We start from the raw sequence: 16154 nt of genomic DNA on the forward strand, positions 1-16154 counted from the left end.
GGAGAAACGCCATGAGCAAGTGGAATCTGGTTATCAAGGTCGGGCGCTGCGAGAACTGCCAGAACTGCGTGATCGCCGCGCGCGACGAGCACGTTGGCAACGAGTTTCCCGGCTACTCGGCACCGGCTTCGGCCGATGCCGAAAGCAGCATTCGCATCATGCGCCGCGTGCAAGGCGATTCGCACATGGTCGAGACGACGTACCTGCCGGTCATGTGCAATCACTGCGACGACGCACCATGCATGCGTGTAGGCGGCGACGCCATCCGCAAGCGCGCCGACGGCATCGTCATCATTGATCCGGACAAGGCGCGGGGCAGAAAGGACATCGTCAAGGCCTGTCCATACAAGGCGATCGTATGGAATGAAGCATTGCAACTGCCGCAGACATGGATCTTCGATGCCCATCTGCTGGATCAGGGTTGGCAGCACCCGCGATGCGAACAGTCCTGCCCAACGGGCGTTTTCGAAACCGTCAGGCTCGATGACGCCGCGATGGCAGAGAAGGCAAGACGGGAAGGACTCAAGGTTCTGGAACCGAGACTGAAAACCAGTCCGCGCGTCTGGTACAGCGGCCTCGATCGTTGGGAAACCTGCTTTATCGGCGGCAGTGTCAGCGCGCAGGTGGGGCAGGTCGTCGAGTGTGTCGCAGATGCGGCCGTTGCGTTGTACTGGTGCAATCGGAAGGTGGCCGAAACCGTCACCGACGCGTTCGGCGACTTCCGGTTCTCGCGGCTCATCAAAGATAGCGGCCATTATCGGATCGAGATTCGTCATGCGCTGGGCAATGCGTCGCGCGAATGCATGTTGGGCGAGAGCGTGTATGTCGGCGAGATCGGCCTCGTGCAGTCGACGAATGCGGTTGAGGTCGACTGATGCTGGCGCTGTGTATCCATCCATGAAACCGGTACGCGTGACACGCGCATGCAAAAAAGAGCAGACGCGAGAGCGCCTGCTCGACGCAGCGCGCCGTTCGTTCATCGAGCGGGGCCTGGCCGCGACGAGTGTGGAACACATCGCCGAGGCGGCCGGTTACACGCGTGGCGCCTTCTATTCAAACTTCAGCAGCCAGCTGGAACTGCTACTCGAATTGCTGCAACGCGATGTAGAAAAGACGTGTGCGGACTGGCAGGCGATCATCGAATTGCCTGGCGCGTCGCACCAGGAAAAGGTTCGCGCACTCGCGCGTCTGAGTTGCGCTGAATTCGACAATGATTGCTTCCCGCTGTGGGTCGAAGCGGGCCTTCTCTCATCGCGCGATAGCACGGTTCGGGAGCGGGTCACCGGCTTGCGGCAAAGGAAGCTGGCGAAGCTGGCTGCGTGTCTGTGCGCAGGCGCGCGTCCAGGCGACGGCGGCTGGCCTGCTCAACCTGAAGCGCTCGCGGCGGGCATCCTAAGCCTCTGCGACGGCATGCGCTTCTTCGGGTTGTGCAATCCGGAAGAGATGACGAACGAGGCGATTCGGGCCATTTTGACGGCCTTATTTTCCAGCACGTGGTCCGGTCCGGTACTGGAGAAACCTGAGTCGCTGGATGATGCCGGTGCAACAGTCCGCTTCCACTTACGCCCTTAGATCAATACGTTAGGGCGGGTCGTTTTCATTGATCTATCGCAAAGCACTAGCGGGTCTGGCGAGGATACTCGTGAGAATCACAAACTCACTGAGGAGCGACTGATGGCTCAATTCATGAAAGCTGCGGTAGTCCATGCCTTCGGCGAGCCGCTGCGGATAGAAGAAGTGGGGGTTCCTGCGCCCGCTGCGGGTCAGATTCTCGTCAACGTGAAGGCGTCCGGGGTCTGCCACACCGATCTTCATGCCGCCGATGGTGACTGGCCGGTCAAGCCTCGGCTGCCGTTCATCCCTGGTCACGAGGGTGTCGGATATGTCGCGGCGACTGGCGCAGGAGTCACGCACGTGAAGGAAGGCGACCGCGTTGGCGTGCCGTGGCTCTATACCGCATGCGGTCACTGCGAATACTGTCAGACGGGCTGGGAGACGCTTTGCCACGAGCAGCAGAATACCGGCTATTCCGTGAACGGCAGCTACGCCGAATATGTGATCGCCGATCCGGACTACGTAGGTCATCTACCGAACGGGGTCGCGTTCGACGAAATCGCGCCGATCCTCTGCGCCGGTGTCACCGTATACAAAGGCATTCGGGTCACGGACACCCGGCCCGGTCAGTGGATCGCCATCTCGGGCATCGGCGGCCTCGGTCATGTCGCGGTCCAGTACGCCGTCGCGATGGGCCTGCATGTCGTTGCCGTGGATGTCGCGCCCGACAAGCTGGAACTTGCGCGCAAACTCGGCGCGCAAATCACCATCGACGCCTCGACGTCCGATCCTGCCAGCGAGGTCCAGAAACAGATCGGTGGCGCACATGGCGTTCTCGTGACCGCTGTCTCGCGCGGTGCGTTTGCGCAAGCGCTCGGCATGGTGCGCCGCGGCGGTACCGTCGCGCTGAACGGCCTGCCGCCCGGCGACTTTCCGCTGCCGATCTTTTCCACGGTACTGAATGGCATCACGGTTCGCGGTTCCATCGTGGGCACGCGTCGCGACCTGCAGGAATCGCTCGAATTCGCGGCCGACGGAAAAGTGCGCGCACATATCCACCATGAGCGGCTAGAGAACATTAACGAAGTGTTCACCGCATTGCGCGAAGGCAAGGTCGACGGCCGGATCGTACTCACTGAACTTTGAATGAGCCACTGCCTGGTGCCGATATCGCGCGCCGTGCTCATCCAGTTGACGGTTCATCGCTGACCAGATGACCGACGGCATTGATCCACGTCAGGTGGGCTCGGTGCTGCACGAGTAGTCTTCACGAGTTGCACGTCAATCGGTGCGCGCGTGCGAGTCCTCCCGCGAGACGGCCGGGGCGACTGCGCGCGCCCTCAGCCAATGTCGCGCTGAAATGGGACGCAGACTGTCCCGGGGCAATGCAAAGCTCGCGAGCAGAGCGACCGCACATGTTCCTACGACGTAGTAGGCTGGTGCTGTCAAGGATCCCGTCGCGCGAACCAGCATGGTGGCGAGCAGCGGTGCAAAGCCGCTGAATGCGACCACCGAAATGTTGTACGCAAGGGCGATCCCGCTGAATCGTACCTGGACGGGGAACTGATCGGCGAGGACAGAGGGCCACGTACCGCTTGCCAGTGAGAAGACCACCGCGGCGAGAACGAATAAAACGACCGGATCGACAGTGTGATTCACAAGCGCCCAATAGAACGGGTAGCTCAGCACAATCAGCAGCGCCGCTGACGTTCGCAGCAGGTATCGGCGCGCAGTCTTGTCTCCCAGCCAGCCCGCAGCGAGCAGACCGAACGAGCTGACGACCAGATAGGCATTCTGGGCGATCGCCGCCGTCCGGGGCGCATAGTGCAATTGTTGAACCAGAAAGGCCGGCATGTGACCGTAGAGGATCCCGTTGACGCCGGCCATCACAGCGATAGTGAGCGCTCCCGCTGCGACGGCTTTGCCATGATGTCGCAGCGTCTCGCGAAATGGTTGCCTGGCGACGGCGCCATGCATCTCCTTGAACTCGGGGGACTCGTCCAGGTTGCGGCGCATCCAGTAGGACAGGAGCCCACAGAATCCGCCGAACAGGAAGGCGATCCGCCAGCCATAGGCCGCCGCGTCGGCGCTCGAGAGGTAGTTCTGGATGCCGAGATTGACGAAAGTGGCGAGCAGGACGCCCACGTTGACCGCACAGATGATGATGCCGGCGGCGAGGCCCGCACGGTGCGGTGCCGCTTCCACTGCATAGGTAATGGCGCCGGGCATTTCTCCGCCGACGCAAAAACCTTGCAGCATGCGCAACAGGATGAGCAGGATGGAAGCCGCGATACCCCAGCTCTGGAAATTGGGCAGCAAACCCAGACAGATCGTGGCTGTGGTGACGACGATGATCGAACCCAGGAAGACCGGACGGCGACCATAGCGGTCCCCCCAGCTGCTGAGGACGATACCGCCGAGCGGCCGGATGACGTAGCCGATTGCCAGCACGGAAAACGCGGCCAGCATGCTGATCAACGATGAGGCGCTCGGGAAAAACTGGGCCGCGATGTGATGCGCGAAGAAACCGTAGACGATGAAGTCGTAAAATTCCAGCGAACCGCCAAGGCTCGCAATCAGAATCATCTTCCACTGCGCGCGCGATAAGCCGGGCGAATGCGTCTGGCCAGCGACGCTGACCGGGTGACGAGATATTTCCATGACTCCTCCAGGGATTGTTGGCTTCTTCGTCCAATAGGTGCGCGTGCTCGCGCTGTCTCAGCGGTTCAACGTTGTCTGCATGGCGGGCCGGTTACGCGCTGGCCGCCTGCAGTTCGGGGAATGCGTGTTCGACCAGGCGGTGCAACGATGCGATGTCGTGTGCAATGCCGTAGACGTAGCGGTCAGGTCGAATCAGCACTGCTGCTGCGCCCGTTGACGCTAACCACGCATTCACCGCGTCTTCGTCGCTGACGATCTGGATGCCCGCCCATGCAGCGCGACTGGCGATGTCGTCATCGCCGGCGAGTAATTCGGGCAACGCGACGAGGACAAATCGATATCCGACGACGTCATCCATCAAACGCCCGTCTGTCAGGCGGGGTTGGGGCGCGATCTGTCCTACCACGGTCGACGAGGATGCGTCGAGACAGGCTCCCGGGCCGAGCTTCGGTTGTGGAGTGACAAAGTTGCGAATCGCTTCGCTCATCTGGCTGTCCCTGCTGGTTGCAGCCTCGGGATTGGTCGTCTGAATGACCGAGCCGAGTTGCACCGCGGTTTCGATGAACTCGCGCACATGAGGCGAACGCTCCGATTCGTAGGTATCGAGCAGCGTATCGGGCGAAGTGCCACGAATGACCGCGCCGAGCTTCCATGCAAGATTCGACGCGTCGCGGATGCCGGCCGCCATCCCCTGGCCCATGAAGGGCGGTGTTTGATGCGCAGCATCTCCAGCAAGCAACAGCCGTCCGCGGCGCCAGCCGTTCGCCACGACCGAGTGGAAGGTGTAGATCGCGGAACGCTCGAGTCGGGCATCCGCCGGGGAAATCCAGCGTGCGAGCTTATCCCACAGCCATTCGGGGGACGCGAGTTGCGTCGCATCGTCGCCCGGCATGACCATGATTTCCCAACGACGGCGATTTCCGGGACCACGCGTATAGGTCGTCGGGCGCGCCGGGTCACAATATTGAATGGAGAAATCGCCGAGGTCGGGTCGCGGTGTGTCCAGCAATACATCGACCACAACCCACCGTTCGTGCGACTTCAGATCGGTTAGCTCGGTGCCCATGAAACGCCGCGCAATCGAGCGCGCGCCATCGCAGCCAACCACGTAGCGGGCGGTAGCACGGCCGAGTTTGCCGCAGCCCGTGTCTTCAAAGCGCAGTTGGACGCCGTCGTTCGTTTCGTCAAGCGCAAACACTTCGTGACGCAGTCGTACATCCACGTTCGCCTGAACGGCCAGACGGTCACGCAATGCGTTCTCGAGGTCGGGTTGATGAAACTTATAACTTGCGCACCAGCCGTGCGGGCCGATGCATGTGGGCCGTACCCAGTCGATGAGTAGTTTGCCCTCGGCGTTCACGAATTTCATGCCGGGACCGACAAACAACTTCGGGAGCAGCGTGTCTGCGAGCCCGATGCTCTGAAACACCCGCATGCATTCGCCGTCAAAATGCACCGCGCGAGGCAGCGCAAAAATGTCCTTGTCTCGCTCCAGCACGAGTACCCGCAAGCCTTCGATCGCCAGCAGGTTCGCCAGCGTCGCACCGGTCGGGCCGAGACCGATGACGGCGACATCGTAGTCGCATGCGTGCAACGAAATGGTTTTATCTGACATGTCTACATCCGCTTGGTGAGTCGCCGGATGCACGGGGGGCGCGTCCGGCAACGATCTTTATGCTTCGTCGGCAATTGGATTGGAGAGGACGCCAATCCGGTCGACTTCCACTTCGACCCGGTCGCCGGGCTTCATGAACAGCGGCGGATTGCGTTTTGCACCGACGCCGCCGGGCGTGCCGGTGACGATGACGTCGCCCGGAGCGAGCGGCGTGAAGGTCGACAGGTAGGCGATCTGCTTCGCGATGCCGTGAATCAGCATCTGCGTGGTCGCGCGTTGCACTTCCTGCCCATTGAGGCGAGTAACGAGCGTCATGAGGGCGTTCGGTTCGATCTCGTCACTCGTCACCATCCACGGCCCGAACGCGCCGGTGCGATAAAAGTTCTTGCCCGGTCCCCACTGGGTGGTGTGACGCTGCCAGTCGCGCACGGAGCCATCGTTGTAGCAGGCGTACCCGGCGATGTGATTCCAGGCGTCGGCTTCGGCGATGCGCCGTCCGCCACGCCCGATGATCACGGCAATTTCGCCCTCGTAGTCGAATTGGTGGGACTCGGGCGGACGCAGCATCGGCTGCCCGTGACCCACCTGCGAAGCCGGGAGCCGCATGAAGATAACCGGCTGCTCGGTGGTTTCGCGATTGGTTTCCTTGACGTGCTCCGCGTAGTTCAGCCCCACACAGAAGATCTGTTCGGGGTTGGGAATCACCGGCAGAAGCGTCACTTCCGACAGCGGGTAGTCGCCCTTACCAGCCTGCGCCGCCTGCGCGGCCTCCCCCAGCGCGTCGGCGGCAATTAGTGCCTTCAGGTCGGCATAACGATTGTCCAGGTGCTTGACGAGATCAACGACGCTGTCGTCGCGAACGACGCCGAAGGAGGGGCCCTGATGGGTAGAAAAGCTGACGAGTTTCATTGACGCTCCACGTAGATAAAAATTCAGGAAGATCGACGCTAACGACCGCAAGAAAGTCGTGCATTTATCGTATTTTGAGAATAAGCTATGTTTAACGATGAATACAACGTGTTTTTCGTTAGGGTTTGTCACTACTGGAGGCGAGCATGGAAGGCACGAAGAGAGCGCGACGCGGGCTGTCGCTGAGCCATATGGGCTTCTACGTAAGCGATATGGCGCGGGTGGAAGACTTCTATTCGCGGGTGCTGGAGTTCACCGTAACGGACCGCGGCATGCTGCGGACGCCGCACGGCGAAGTGCGGCTCGTGTTCTTGAGTCGTGATCCCGCTGTTCATCACCAGATCGTGCTTGCGAGCGGTCGGCCCGAGCACCTGGCGTTCAATCCGATCAATCAGATCTCGTTCGAAGCGGATAGTCTCGACACGCTAAGGCAGTTTCACGCGCGCTTTGTCTCGGAGGGTCTGGAAGAGATCAATCCCGTCACGCATGGCAACGCGATTTCGATTTATGCGCGCGACCCGGAGGGCAACCGGCTGGAGATCTTCATCGACACGCCGTGGTACGTCGATCAGCCGATGCGGGTGCCGGTCGACTTTGACTTGCCTGACACAGACCTGATGGCGGCCGTTGAGCACCACGCGAGCGCGCTGCCAGGATTCAGACCACGAACCGATTGGCAGGCCGAGATGGCCGTTCGTATGGGGCTTGTCTAACTCGTTGCTCGAGCGGTCGGCTGCGCATCGGGCAACAACAACGTAGCGCCCTGCGTAAAACAGGGGGGCAGCCGCGCACTCAACCGTTTTCCGTGTGTGAGCCGGGAAGGCCGCGGGAGCGCGCGCTGATGGCATAATCCGCTCACATAGAAGGAGCTAGCGCCGCGATGTCGAGCATCACCCGGCTTTTATCCATACTCGAACTTTTTTCGGAGGCAAAGCCGTTCTTGTCCGCCGAAGACGTTGCTGCCGAACTCGATTGTTCGGCTCCGACGGCCTATCGCTACGTGCGTGAGCTCGTGGATGCTGGCCTGCTCGTCCGGTTTACAGGTGGGGATTACGGTCTCGGTCCTCGCATCATCAGGCTGGATTACCACCTGCGCGCGTCGGATCCATTGCTTGCGGTCGGCCAGCCAATCATGCACGAGTTGAGTGAGCATTCCGGCTTCGATGTAGTGATGTCGCGCTGGTACGGAAACGAGCTTGTTGACACACATAGGGAGACGCACGACGCGGCTCTTGACCTCCGGTACGGTCGAGGCCGTCCGAGGCCTCTATTTCTCGGAGCCGCTCCTAAAGCGATCCTTTCCAGCTTTCCGAAGGCCAAGCTCGCGACCCTGTTCGAACAGTATCCCGAAGACATTGCGCAAAGCGGCCTTGGGACGACGCTCGAAGAGTTTCGGGCGTCATTGCTCAAAATCCGACGCGCGGGTTTTTATCTTTCAAGAGACGAGTTGGAACATGGAGTTTCGGCACTAGCGTCGCCACTGTTCACGGACGACTCCGGTGAAGCGGTCGGATCGTTGGCATTGATCATTCCGACCCAACGACTCGAGTTCGCAAATCTCGAGCGTCTCGTCGAAACGCTAAGGGAAGCAGCGGGGCGAATTTCACAGCGCACGCGGGCGGCTATCGAAAGCCGGGCGACTGCGACAACTGCGTCGTCGCAGACCGTATCGCCAGTAAAGCGCTCAGCGTAGTTCACTGTCATCTGCTCCCAGGAGCGGCGGTGCGGTTCGATCGCTTTCGAAGACTCAATCCGTTGTCGCCATAACTCGCATTAGCCTTCAGGGAACAGCGTTTCCAAGGGCCGTTTCAAAACCGACTCGACACGTCTCGTATGCCTTCGGATGGATGCCAGACGCGACCAGCTTGGCAGCGGCGTTGCGAAGTTGACGGGCGTCCGCTATCGAAAGATCGGGGAATCGGCCGAGAGTGTAGCTGCAGTCCTTGCCATCCAACCGGTAGTCAACTTCCCAGACTTTCGAGCCCGAGACCGACACCCGCAACTACATGGAATCGCGATCACGAAGTTTATAGGGCTTGCTCCGCGGTTTGGCGTTCTGCAGGAGTGGGAAGGTGAGCTTCATGGAGTTCTCCTTGGCGGACAACTACCATAAGTTTTACCCGCAATTTACCCGCAAAACCGGCGGGAGCAGGCGGATTTCGTCGGCCTGAGTCGGACGTGCCGATTGCCACTGGATGCGCCACCGCAGCGAACCCATAGCGTCTGACCTATTCGCTGTAACCCTTGACCAGAAAGGCTCCTGAGCGTTCTATGTACTGCTGGCGGGACGTTTGATAGACCGTCCGAAGCGCAAACCACGGCACCTGCGGCAAGTCATGATGAACCAGATGATAGTTACTGTGCGGGAGCAACTTAGGGGCGCGCAGAGCCTTAGTGGTTGGAGATCGGCGGCTGCTTCTTGAATGGAAACGTGAACTTTTGCCTGCAATTTGCCTGCAGGAAGCGACTGCTGGCTGCAGCAAGGCTTTTGAAACATTAGCGAGCGGACCAGAAGAGGACTCGAATTAAACACATAACTAACGGAAAAATACGTACCGCGCCATCTTGATGTCGTTGTCCTTCCAGTCGAAGGTCATGCGCAAGAGCGGTTGACCGTACGAGTCGCGATAGGTCGGATCGAGGTCGAGGTACACGTCGCGGTACGACATGTTGGAGCCGTGCGCGTCCATCGAAATGGTGTGCGCATAGTGGTCCTTCACGGCCTTCTTCCACCCGGCGCCCCAGTTCGGCGTGCCCGCGGGTGTGGCGATGCCGCTGAGATCCCTTCATCTCATGGACGACCAGGTTTTGCAGCAGACCCTTTGCCCGGATGCTCGCGGCAAGCGCCGGAATGTTCGAGAGCGGTTTCGTGCGGGCGTTGAGCGGCGAGGGCCGCAGGCTGGAATACGCCAAGGTGGTGACCGGCTGTTCATTGCCAAAGTTGGTTTCGAGCGGCGAAACGGTTTCGTCAGTGGTTGCCGCAGGGGTTTCGACTTGAGATTGCATGACTGACTCCAGATAATTAAAAAGAAGGTCCCGGGACGGGTTCTGCCGGATTCCATCAGGACGCGATCTGAACAGGAGTCCTGATGGAGCGAGGCGGGGGACGTTGCCGTCCGTGCGGCGCTTATGCTTTCATCTCGTGCATGGCGTCAGCAAGCATCCACAGCGCACGGTTGAGCTTCACGTTCTGGTCGATGCCGGTGATGGGGCGAGTCGACATGGCGCGTCCGCTGCGCGAGCGTCCATGCAGCCCGCCCTTCGTGAGGTTTTCCTGCACGCGGTTGAATACGGTCCAGAGGTCGTCGCGGCGATCCTCGAAACGGCGGGGCAGCGTACCGGATAAATCGATATCTCAGTCTTGATCGTTGGCACATTGATTTCCCATGCGGGAACTCCACGCTGCACAAGCCTTTGCGCGTTGCGGATGGGCGAGGACGCGAATTGACACATTTATCGTCGCAACGTTGACAGATTCAATGCGGTCTACGGCTCAGACCCGTGCAAGCACTCGTGGTATCTCGTCTACGAGCGCGTCGATTGCGACGCGTACCTTCGAGGGCAGATGTCGCGATTGCGGGCGGATGACGTGAACCTCGGCGCCCTGCACGCTGTTGCTATCCATCACGAGCGACAGCCGGCCGTCGCGCAGATAGGGCGCCATGAGCCAGCATGGTAACCACGCGAGGCCTGCGCCCGCAGCCGCTGCGTCGGCGATGGCCTGGAGGTCGTCATAACGCAGGCGCGCGGACAGCCGGCACTCCTGCACCTCGCCGTCTGCGCCGAGCACTCGCCATGGTGTGCTCTGTCCACCGCGGCCGTAAGCGATGCTGACGTGCGAGCCGAGTTCGGCGAGGCCCGACGGCCGCCCGTGTCGATCGAGCCAGGCCGGTGACGCGCAAATGCCCATGCGCTGAACGCCGAGCCGGCGCCCGACAAGGGTTGCATGGTCCGGCAGCGGTCCAATCCGTACGGCGATATCGAAGCCGTCCTCGACCAGGTCCGAAACGCGATCGCTGAACGACATCTCGACGTCGAGCAACGGATGGCGCTCGACCAGCTTCAGCATCACGGGTGCGACGCACTGCCTGCCGAACAGCACCGGCGCGGTGATGCGTAGCCGCCCGGACGGATCGCGGCGGCCCGCCTCCAGTGTCGCCTCGACCGCGCCGAGTTCGGCCATCACGCGTCGGCACTGCTCATAGTACGCATGTCCTTCGTCGGTTAGGCTCAGATGGCGGGTGGTTCGCTGCAGCAGTCTCACTCCGAGACGCTGCTCGAGCCTCGCGACAATCTTCGCGATCGCCGAGCGCGTGACACCAAGGCGTTCGCCCGCTGCGGCGAAGGTGCCGGCATCCACAACATCCACGAATTCCGCAATGCCTCTGAGCCGATCGTCCATCGTGCGAGCTCCCGATAGCGCGGTTTATGTTTCCTGCCAGGCGACGATAAGTCGTCAAAATCTCGTCAATGCGTCCTTTCCCGCAACACTAACATAGGTGCTTCTACCCGATGAGGAGTTGCTATGAACGCATGGAAACTGAAACCCGGCGCCGGTATCTCCGGCCTGAAGCGCAGCGACGCGACCATGCGATCGCCGGGGCCGACCGAGGTCGTTGTCAAGGTTCACGCGGCGTCGCTGAACTATCGGGACCTGATGTTCGCCCGCGGTGACTATCTCGGCATTGGCGATGCGCCGCTGATCCCGCTGTGCGATGGCGCGGGCGAAGTCGTCGAGACCGGCCGCGACGTGAGCCGCTTCAAATCGGGCGATCGCGTGGTCAACACATATTTCCCGCGTTGGATCGACGGCGCTCCGGCACCGTGGAAAGTCGACAGTTCGCCAGGCGCCAAAGTCAACGGCGTGCTGGCCGAGCGGTTCCTGGTCGATGAAACGGCTCTTGCGGTGATCCCGGCACACCTGGGTTATGAAGAAGCCTCCACGTTGTCGTGCGTCGGCGTCACCGCATGGAACGCGCTATTCGTGGACGGCGACGCGAAACCCGGTTCCACGGTGGTGCTGCTCGGCACAGGCGGGGTGTCGATCTTCGCGCTGCAGCTGGCGCGCGCGGCGGGTCTGCGCACGATCATCACGTCGTCGAGCGATGAAAAACTGGAACGCGCGCGGAAACTCGGCGCCGATGAGACGATCAACTACCGCGCCAAGCCGGAATGGCAGAACGAGGTTCTCCGGCTGACCGATGGGGTAGGCGCGGATATCGTGCTGGAGATCGGTGGACGGGACACACTGCCGCGCTCGGTGGCCGCGACGAAAATGGGCGGCCTCGTGTCGATCATCGGTGGTGTGAGCGGCTTTAGTGGACCGGAGCTTGGACTCCTGCCGGTGATCGGGGGCATCAAGCGGTTGCATGGAATCATGGTGGGCAGCCGCTCGATGCTCGACGAGGTTGTCAGGCTCGTGTCCGCGCATCAAATCCGGCCGGTGGTCGATCACGTCTTTGGCTTTGACGACGCGCCCGCCGCGTACAGGCATCTTGAGTCCGGACAGCACTTCGGTAAGGTGGTGGTCCGGATAGACGCCTGAACCCTGTACTGATGAGGGTTCGGCGATGTCTGGATACGCGGGCATGAGGCTTGGGGATATTGTCGAACCGCATGGGCGGCAGTGATCGACTCTGAATGGCCGGTGTGTGGAGCGCTTCGAAAGGCCCAGTACGGCGGCCACGAACCGCCGTTCACCTGCGTTTTCGATCGGACATTCGTGCGTCGGCTCCGCCCTGTAACCGGCCCTCCGATCGATCAACACAACTGCTCGTTCGTCGCACGAAGTGACTGCTCCGTTTGTGCCTTCTTCGCATGATGATGGGCGACAACAGGAGGGCAGACACACCGATTACCTGCAACACGCCTTCAACACCGCGAATAAGCCCTTTCGCTCAACCGACAAGGAGCGCCAGACCGATTGCCAGTTCGACGGCAATGATCGCAAGATTGGTTGGCAGGCGCGTTCGGGAAAGGAGCATGGCAACCGGCGCCTCCGTTGCGCGCCCTCCTTGCACCGGATACAGCAGCGCGGCGCGCTGGACGCTCACTGACGACGAGGATGCTCGAGAAAAAATCGCACCATTTCCGCACTGGCGTCCGGGCCGGATGGATCGGTATAGCTCCCGCTTGAAGAGCCTCCGGCCCACGCATGAGGCGCGCCGTGGATGATCCATAGTTCGGCATGTACCCCGGTTCGTGACGTCATGTGCCGGACCGTATGCTTGCGCGCCTGCCCATTAGCGCCCGACGGGCGAGCGGCTATCGGATCACTCGCGAAGAATCCGTGTACCAATCCGTTGGCGTTGGCAGGATGCACGGTCGCATCCGCGTCGCCGTGAAAAACGATGAGCGGGCATTGAGACGCCTGCGTGTCGTGAATGTCCGCTCGGCCAGGTTTGCGCGCTTTGGAGCCGGTCTTGCCGCCGCGCATTGCCGCCAGCGCGGACGGCAAGTCGTGCGCGCATCCGACGGGCAGGCCCGAATGAACACCCGCTGCTGCGTACAGATCGGGATAGGCTTGCGCGACGATCGCCGCCATCGCGCCGCCGGCCGAAAGACCGGCAACGAACACGCGTTTCGGATCGACGTCGTAATTCGCCATGACTTCGCGCGTGATGCCCGCGATCAGCGACGGCTCGCCGTGGTCGCGCAGCTGATCGCCAGGCCTGAACCAGTTCCAGCATTTCGAGGTATTTGCGCGTTGCGGCTGGGTCGGATAAGCGACGATAAAACCGTGCGTTTCGGCAAGGGCGTTCATCCGCGTGCCGGCTGCGAAATCGTCAGCGTCCTGCGTGCAACCGTGCAGCATGACGATGAGGGGCAGGGGATCACTGCGGTATTGACTGGGGACGTAGACCTTGTAGTTACGCTGGCCCGCGGCGTTGACGTAGCGCCGCATGCTGAAGTGCCCGCGATCCTGCACGTCCGGTTCGGTTTGCGTCTGATGGGCGCGATGCCGGGGTTGCAGGCGGTCGGCGAAGCGCGTTGTCGTCGTGTTCCCATGCGGGTCTGCATGCGCGGTTGCCGCGTCCGTCGGCTCGCCACGCATGGCGCGCTTGACGATCTCCGCGGCCGCCGCGGCGTCATTGCGGCGAAAGAGGGCGAACGCCTCTTTCATCGAGTCCAGAAAGCCTTCGTTGAGTTTCATGTTTTTTCCGAGAGCGGGAAAGAGTCAGGGACGTCAGCGAATTCGATCCGCCAGCGCGGCCTTGACCGCCGGTGAGGCATGGAGCGCGCCTCGAACCAGAATCGAGTCGATCGCTGCCAGCGCAAGTTCGGGTGAGACGTCTGTAGCAATGCTCGCCAGTCCCAGCACCTGAATTCTGAGTCGCTGACGGGCCGCGCACGCTGCCTCGAGGTCTTGTTTCGAGAAATGCTGGAGACCCAGTACAAGCTCACGGCGCGTTACGGTTTCCTTGACGGCAGGAGCATGAATCGACAGCTGATTGCGGATGGCCGTACGGATCAGATCCGTGCGGTTCGAGTAAAAGCCCTCTTCGACGAGCAAATCGATTTGCCCCAGATCGACTGGACCCAGATTGATGGTAATTTTTTCGGTCTCGCTACCTCGTGAGCGATCCGGCACTTCTTTTGCCATATGCAGAAATCCTCCAGTCATCATCCATATGGATGGTTATAGGATGATTTCAAGAGGGCGTCAACGCTGATCGCTGCGATTGGCCCGTGTGCGGTCTATCGGCAGAAAGACGCGGGCACGGAGGTAACAGGCGATGTCGGTGTGCGTCGAGGCGACGCGAGGACGAGATGGATTGCGAGTCGTGTACTTCGTGTTCCAGTGCCACGGTCCCTGGGCCTTACGCCAATAATCAGCCAGCGCGGTGCCAGCAACCGGATTCCGGGCACACGGCGGCTGGTGCGCCGTTCATCCAGACTTGCTCCTCCTCTAATCGCTGCGACGACGGGCGGTCGATGTCGAAGATCACCTTGAGTGCTTGCCCGACATTGGCGTCTTCGATCGGAAGCTCCCACGTCAAGAAAATCTGGGTGAAGTCCTGGTCCGGCGCGAAGTCGGCCGCAGAGAAACTCTCGCCGCCACGCTGAATCACGCCATGGGGCTGGCCCGTATCGAAAATGACGGCTGTTCCGCGCTTGAGGGGAATGCATTGACCCGTAGAGGGAAACCGCAAGTCCAGGCCCTTGTCTTCACTCAGGAACAGATTGCAAAACGCGGCACTGCCATATTGCTCACCATCATGGTGATATCTCGCGCCACGACAGACCATCAGCGCCATGTCACTATCGGCGAGCGCCGCGGGCAGTCCCAGGGCGCACGTCCAATCGGACATGGCTTGCACGCAGCGCTTGTAGGCCGGCCAGCGCACTTGCGTGCGCGCCAAAGGCATTGCCTCAACATCCCCAGGTTCCAGAGCGAGTCGCGTCGATATCTCTCTTTGCCAATCTGCCACCACGGGCGCAGGGGGTGAAGGTACATCGAGCGTGGTCCATAAAACGATGTCACTTACGCGTCGACTGCGGATGGCGTCGCCGCTCCAGAAAAAGGAAGTCAGCATATTTCTCATTTCATGCTGTCGAAGGGAGTTCGTCGAGGCATTGTAATGATTCAGCCTGGTCATCCCGGTAAAAATCGGCGATGAAGCGTTCATCACCTGGTCACGTAGCCAAGTCATTCCAGCGTGGGCTGCCCCTTGGGAAACAGCCAGACGTCAATCCACTAATCTGATACAAAGGCGCGCGGTGTATAACCTGCATGGCATGCCAGGCAGGGGGCACAGCCAAGCGGTGTCGCATCGCTTCGTCAGCAGCGCGGCCCGCCTGCTGAAATGGTTACAAGATAAGTGTTGACTCTGACCCGCCTGGCGGGTACTGTGCCGATCGAAGTTCAAGAAGTTCGATTGCTGTTCATCAATTGCTCGCTCCTCAGCGGTATTCGTTGTCCTCTCCCTCCTTGAAGCTTCAAGCGCTCTTTGACAGAGCAAGTCTTCATTTTTTTCTCAAGGATTCTTCATGGAAACCGGTACCGTTAAATGGTTTAACGACAGCAAAGGCTTTGGCTTCATTACCCCGGACAAGCGCGGCGACGACCTGTTCGCTCATTTCTCCGAGATCCGGGCCGACGGCTTCAAGACGCTGGCTGAAAATCAGAAGGTGAGCTTCGAAACGAAGCAAGGCCCCAAGGGTCCGCAAGCGGCTAACATCAAGCCGCTGTAAAGTTTGAAGGACCCGGCATTCGACGAACGCCGGGTTGCAGCGACACCCTCGCGGAGTTTTTGTCTCCCAAAGTTGGCGCGATCGCCGTTAGCTGCATCTGCTGATTCGGCAGCTTAGAGCGCCATACGTCTTGTTGCGCCTCATTCTCTCCTCAGGCCTCAACGCCACCTTTCGCCTTTCCACTGCTTGATGAATCGGCTCGAGTGGCTTTGGGTCAACG

15 protein-coding genes and 4 pseudogenes are annotated in these 16154 nt (G+C 60.7%); 7 read left to right on the plus strand and 12 right to left on the minus strand.

The genetic code is table 11. The features are described from left to right. The first annotated feature begins 11 nt into the window (after nt 1-11). From QFZ91_RS28745 to adhP, 3 genes are all read left to right on the plus strand, one after another. Nucleotides 12-875: a 4Fe-4S dicluster domain-containing protein gene (locus QFZ91_RS28745; protein WP_429569209.1), complete on the plus strand. Its 864-nt coding sequence runs from the start codon at nt 12-14 to the stop codon at nt 873-875. Nucleotides 876-897: 22 nt separating this feature from the next. Continuing rightward, nucleotides 898-1572, plus strand: a complete 675-nt coding sequence (locus tag QFZ91_RS28750) for a TetR/AcrR family transcriptional regulator (RefSeq protein WP_429569210.1) — start codon at nt 898-900, stop codon at nt 1570-1572. Nucleotides 1573-1674: 102 nt separating this feature from the next. Then, entirely contained in the window at nt 1675-2700 is a 1026-nt protein-coding gene (gene adhP, locus QFZ91_RS28755; RefSeq protein WP_429569211.1) for an alcohol dehydrogenase AdhP, read from the plus strand. A gap of 135 nt (nt 2701-2835) precedes the next feature. Here adhP and QFZ91_RS28760 read toward each other — a convergent pair whose 3' ends face one another. The 3 genes from QFZ91_RS28760 to QFZ91_RS28770 all read right to left on the minus strand — a co-directional run bounded on the left by QFZ91_RS28760 (nt 2836) and on the right by QFZ91_RS28770 (nt 6739). Continuing rightward, entirely contained in the window at nt 2836-4215 is a 1380-nt protein-coding gene (locus QFZ91_RS28760) for an MFS transporter (protein WP_429569212.1), read from the minus strand. Between the two features lie 91 nt (nt 4216-4306). Beyond that, complete coding sequence (locus QFZ91_RS28765; RefSeq protein ID WP_429569213.1) at nt 4307-5830, minus strand: bifunctional 3-(3-hydroxy-phenyl)propionate/3-hydroxycinnamic acid hydroxylase; 1524 nt, start codon at nt 5828-5830, stop codon at nt 4307-4309. A gap of 57 nt (nt 5831-5887) precedes the next feature. Further along, entirely contained in the window at nt 5888-6739 is an 852-nt protein-coding gene (locus tag QFZ91_RS28770) for a fumarylacetoacetate hydrolase family protein (protein ID WP_429569214.1), read from the minus strand. 146 nt (nt 6740-6885) lie between these two features. Between QFZ91_RS28770 and QFZ91_RS28775 the strand changes: the two genes are divergently transcribed. Together QFZ91_RS28775 and QFZ91_RS28780 are read left to right on the plus strand one after the other, a co-directional pair. After that, nucleotides 6886-7452 (plus strand): VOC family protein, encoded by a 567-nt coding sequence (locus QFZ91_RS28775; RefSeq protein ID WP_176365876.1) that lies wholly within the window; start codon nt 6886-6888, stop codon nt 7450-7452. Between the two features lie 167 nt (nt 7453-7619). Beyond that, on the plus strand, nt 7620-8432 hold the full coding sequence (locus tag QFZ91_RS28780; RefSeq protein WP_429569215.1) for an IclR family transcriptional regulator: 813 nt from the start codon (nt 7620-7622) through the stop codon (nt 8430-8432). 87 nt (nt 8433-8519) lie between these two features. Here the strand turns inward: QFZ91_RS28780 and QFZ91_RS28785 are convergent, their stop codons facing one another. The 6 genes and pseudogenes from QFZ91_RS28785 to QFZ91_RS28810 all read right to left on the minus strand — a co-directional run bounded on the left by QFZ91_RS28785 (nt 8520) and on the right by QFZ91_RS28810 (nt 11141). Beyond that, nucleotides 8520-8735 (minus strand): Arm DNA-binding domain-containing protein, encoded by a 216-nt coding sequence (locus QFZ91_RS28785; protein ID WP_429569216.1) that lies wholly within the window; start codon nt 8733-8735, stop codon nt 8520-8522. Nucleotides 8736-8766: 31 nt separating this feature from the next. Beyond that, a pseudogene (locus QFZ91_RS28790) lies at nt 8767-9111 on the minus strand (fatty acid desaturase); the annotation flags it as partial. Nucleotides 9112-9288: 177 nt separating this feature from the next. Beyond that, nucleotides 9289-9525: pseudogene (locus tag QFZ91_RS28795) on the minus strand (GMC family oxidoreductase); the annotation flags it as partial. 55 nt (nt 9526-9580) lie between these two features. Continuing rightward, nucleotides 9581-9745: pseudogene (locus QFZ91_RS28800) on the minus strand (hypothetical protein); the annotation flags it as partial. A gap of 121 nt (nt 9746-9866) precedes the next feature. Continuing rightward, nucleotides 9867-10070: pseudogene (locus QFZ91_RS28805) on the minus strand (DUF932 domain-containing protein); the annotation flags it as partial. 162 nt (nt 10071-10232) lie between these two features. Further along, a complete protein-coding gene (locus tag QFZ91_RS28810) occupies nt 10233-11141 on the minus strand; it encodes a LysR substrate-binding domain-containing protein (protein WP_018437278.1) in 909 nt (302 codons plus the stop codon). A gap of 123 nt (nt 11142-11264) precedes the next feature. Between QFZ91_RS28810 and QFZ91_RS28815 the strand changes: the two genes are divergently transcribed. Next, nucleotides 11265-12284 (plus strand): zinc-dependent alcohol dehydrogenase family protein, encoded by a 1020-nt coding sequence (locus QFZ91_RS28815; RefSeq protein WP_176379545.1) that lies wholly within the window; start codon nt 11265-11267, stop codon nt 12282-12284. Between the two features lie 504 nt (nt 12285-12788). Here the strand turns inward: QFZ91_RS28815 and QFZ91_RS28820 are convergent. The 3 genes from QFZ91_RS28820 to QFZ91_RS28830 all read right to left on the minus strand — a co-directional run bounded on the left by QFZ91_RS28820 (nt 12789) and on the right by QFZ91_RS28830 (nt 15276). Continuing rightward, nucleotides 12789-13892: an extracellular catalytic domain type 1 short-chain-length polyhydroxyalkanoate depolymerase gene (locus QFZ91_RS28820; RefSeq protein ID WP_429569217.1), complete on the minus strand. Its 1104-nt coding sequence runs from the start codon at nt 13890-13892 to the stop codon at nt 12789-12791. A 33-nt stretch (nt 13893-13925) separates the two neighbouring features. Next, nucleotides 13926-14342, minus strand: coding sequence for a CopG family transcriptional regulator (locus tag QFZ91_RS28825; protein ID WP_176106400.1), 417 nt, complete (start codon nt 14340-14342; stop codon nt 13926-13928). Nucleotides 14343-14571: 229 nt separating this feature from the next. Then, nucleotides 14572-15276 (minus strand): hypothetical protein, encoded by a 705-nt coding sequence (locus QFZ91_RS28830; protein WP_429570895.1) that lies wholly within the window; start codon nt 15274-15276, stop codon nt 14572-14574. Between the two features lie 454 nt (nt 15277-15730). Here QFZ91_RS28830 and QFZ91_RS28835 point away from each other — a divergent pair, with 454 nt between their 5' ends. Next, nucleotides 15731-15934, plus strand: coding sequence for a cold-shock protein (locus tag QFZ91_RS28835; RefSeq protein ID WP_176379549.1), 204 nt, complete (start codon nt 15731-15733; stop codon nt 15932-15934). The last annotated feature ends 220 nt before the right edge of the window (nt 15935-16154 follow it).

It is taken from the genome of Paraburkholderia sp. JPY419, from assembly GCF_050435705.1.
GTDB lineage: Bacteria > Pseudomonadota > Gammaproteobacteria > Burkholderiales > Burkholderiaceae > Paraburkholderia > Paraburkholderia youngii.